At 72.1% G+C, this 3,148-nt stretch carries 2 protein-coding genes and 1 pseudogene; all 3 read left to right on the forward strand.

Features of this window, described 5'->3' with window-relative positions; genetic code table 11:
- Positions 1-1,019: 1,019 nt before the first annotated feature.
- Positions 1,020-1,427: pseudogene (locus NS220_RS20675) on the forward strand (DUF222 domain-containing protein); the annotation flags it as partial.
- Positions 1,428-1,799: 372 nt separating this feature from the next.
- On the forward strand, positions 1,800-2,309 hold the full coding sequence (locus NS220_RS20680; protein WP_058625375.1) for an HNH endonuclease signature motif containing protein: 510 nt from the start codon (positions 1,800-1,802) through the stop codon (positions 2,307-2,309).
- Between the two features lie 99 nt (positions 2,310-2,408).
- Complete coding sequence (locus tag NS220_RS18120) at positions 2,409-3,053, forward strand: hypothetical protein (protein WP_153004364.1); 645 nt, start codon at positions 2,409-2,411, stop codon at positions 3,051-3,053.
- Positions 3,054-3,148: the final 95 nt, after the last annotated feature.

Genomic DNA, 3,148 nt, shown 5'->3' on the forward strand with positions numbered 1-3,148 from the left:
GGGCTCGGGCTCGGGCTCGGTGTCGGGTGCCGGCGTCGAGGAGTGGGCGTGGGGTATCGGCCGCGTGTGGTCGAAGCCCGTTTCCTCCGTTCGCCCTTGGCTCCGGTCTCTCCGGCAGCCTTCGAATACCCTCCGTTCCGCGTTCCCGGCCCGATGTCGGACCCCCTCGCTAGCGTTGGATCATGGACCTCACGGCACCCCCGAACGACCGCCCGAATGCGGTCGACTCGCCATGGGGCGTGCCGTGGCCCAGCGACGACGATCTGCTCGCCCAGGCCGATTCTGCGTGGGCGATCGAGAGGGGTCTCGTCGATCACCACCCTTTCTCGGGCTCCCTCCCGAAGGCCGACCCGTGGGCACTGACCGAGTTCGATCTCGGGCGCGAATCGGACGCCGGGTCCGCGGGGTTCGGTGCCGCCGGGTTCGGGTCCGGTGAGCTCGGTCCTGCTGAGCCCAGTCCAGCTGAGCCCAGTCCAGCCGAGCCCAGTCCCGCTGAGCTCAGTCCCGCTGAGCTCAGTCCCGCCGAACTTCTCGAGCGGCTCGCCCTCCGGGTTCGTGAACGCCACCGCGCCACCGCCGCGGAGTACCGCCTGATCGGCCTGCTCCTGCGGGCGGCGGCGGCCGATCCCGTTCCGTGGGTCGGCCCCGATCCGACGCTCGACCTCGCGTGGAGCGATTCCCGCCGCCGTTCTGTGGCCGCGGTGCGCCGCGATCGCCGCGACATGGCGGAGCGCGCCGCCGTGGCCGAGATCGCGACGCGCCTTCGGCTGTCGGAGCAGACCGTGCGCACGCGAGCAGCGCACGCCGAGGTGTTGCAGAGCCGGTGCCCCGAGGTCTGGAACGCCTTTTCGGACGGCCTCCTCTCCGAGCGTCATGCCGTCGAGTCGGCGCGGCTGGCGACGTCCCTTCCCGACGAGACCCCCGCCGACCCCTCGGCGGGTCGCGAAGACCCTGATCCGGATGCCGAGCGCGCCGACGTTCCGCCCGATCCCCCCACCGAGGGACTTCTCGACGGAGTCATGCCCCTTCCCGACCTGTCTGCGGGAGCCACCGATGACGCGTCCTCGGCACCGGGACCCCACCAGTCGTGGCGCGCATTCGACGAGGGGGCGCTGGACCGCGCCCTCCGGCTCCCGCCGGCCCGCTTCACGGTGGCGGCTCGAGCGCTTCGGGAGCGAGTGCACAGCGAGTCGATCGAGGCGCGGCATCGCCGCGCGGCGCGCGATCGCGGCGTGTGGCTCACCCCCGAGCTCGACGGCATGGCGACGTTGACGGCCCTTCTGCCCGCGGATCGCGCGCACGCGGCGCTCACTTGCGTGGACCGGATCGCTCGCCATCTTCGCGTCGCGCCCGACGAGGACCGGACTCTCGCGCAGCTTCGTGCCGACGCCGTCGCGGATCTGCTTACGTCTGGCGCGTGTGCGTCTGGGGTGCCTGGGTCTGGTGTGCCTGGGGCTGGTGTGCCTGGGTCTGGTGTGCCTGGGTCTGGTGTGCCTGGGTCTGGGGTGCCTGGGTCTGGGGTGCCTGGGTCTGGTATCTCTGGCGTGCCTGGGTCTGGCGTGCCGTCGTCCGGTGTGCCCGCGTCTGCTGTGCCTCGGACTGGTGCCCCGTCGTCTGGCGTGCCTGCGTCTGGTGTGCCTGCGTCTGGTGTGCCTGCGTCGGGCGTGCCGGCGTCTGCTGTGCCCGCGCCCGGTGCGCCCACGCCCGGGAGTGCCCCACCCGGCGCGGCTCCTCCGCCTGCCGTGCGGGCCTCGGCCGCACCGGCGCAGCCGCCGGCAACGGTCCCGCCGCGCACACCGATGCACTCGCCGACCTCGTCCACCGCGCGCCCTGATCGTCGTCCCGCTGTCGTCGTCACCGTCCCTGCCCTGACTCTTCTCGGCGCGGGAACCGAACCTGCGACCCTCGACGGATACGGTCCCATCGACCTCGACACCGCTCGACGTCTGGCCGGCGAGGCGAGCTCCTGGGTGCGCGTCCTCACCCATCCGCTGACGGGGACGCCGCTCGCCCTCGACCGCTCGACCTATCGCGTGCCCACGGCGTTGCGCAGGTGGCTGGGCGTCACCTCCCCGACGTGCGTGTTCCCCGGATGCGGACGACCGGCCCGCGACTGCGACCTCGATCACCTCACCGCCTGGAACGACGGCGGCGCGACCGACGGCGACAACCTCGCGCCCGAGTGTCGACATCACCACCGGCTGAGGCACGAGTCGCGGTGGGGGCCGTCCCGCGATCCCGTCACCGGCGAGGTGCGGTGGACGTCCCCGCTCGGGGCCGAGATCGCCGAGGACCCCCCGCCGTTCTAGGACCGGAGCTCAATCGCGCACCGGTGGCGAAACCGGTTCGAAACCGGTTTGGGGGGTGCTCCCGCGCGAGGTCCGCATGCACCTGGTTACGATCTCCCCATGAGCTCCCGCCCCGACACCGACGGTGCGCGCAGCCCTGGCCGACTTTCGGGCCGGACTCGGATGCTCATCACCCTCCTGACCGTCCTCCTCGGCGTCCCCGCGGTCCTGTTCGCGTGGATCGGCGGCGTTCTCGTCACCGAGGCGTGGGGGCTGGAGCTGTCGCCGACGCAGGTCTTGACCGGGATTCTCTCCGCGATCACCGGCGCCGTCCTCTGGCCTCTCGCCCTCCGACGGCTCTATCGCGAGATGGAGAGCCGCCGCAGTGCGGGCGCGTCCACCACCCCGAGTTGGAGAGAGGCGGTCGTCCGCGCGGTGATCGTCGTCCTCGGTGCCGTCGGCATCATGGCGTTGAGCGGTCCGCTGGACCTCGTTGCCGCCGTGCGGTCGGCTGGGGCGACTATTGCAATCGGTCCGCGCGAGAACGGCATGCTCCTGCAGCTCGTCGCCACCATCGCCATCTTGCTCCTCGCGGCACCCGCGCTCGTCGTCACCCAGCGTGCTCTCCAGCGGATGTCACCCGACGACCCCCGCCGCGCCCGCACGGAGGAACGCCAGAACTGGCACTTCGCAGCCGCCACCGCGTGGGTGGTCTCGCTCCTCGTGGGTTACCTGCTCTCGATCGCCGCGCTCATGACGATGTGAGAGCAGGCCGGCGACGAGCCCGGGTCCCGCGACCGTCAGCTCGCCGCGACCCCGACCTTCGCGGCGCTGTCTCTTATACCCCTCTGCCGCTGCCG

The organism is Microbacterium testaceum, assembly GCF_001476655.1.
Classification (GTDB): domain Bacteria; phylum Actinomycetota; class Actinomycetes; order Actinomycetales; family Microbacteriaceae; genus Microbacterium; species Microbacterium testaceum_C.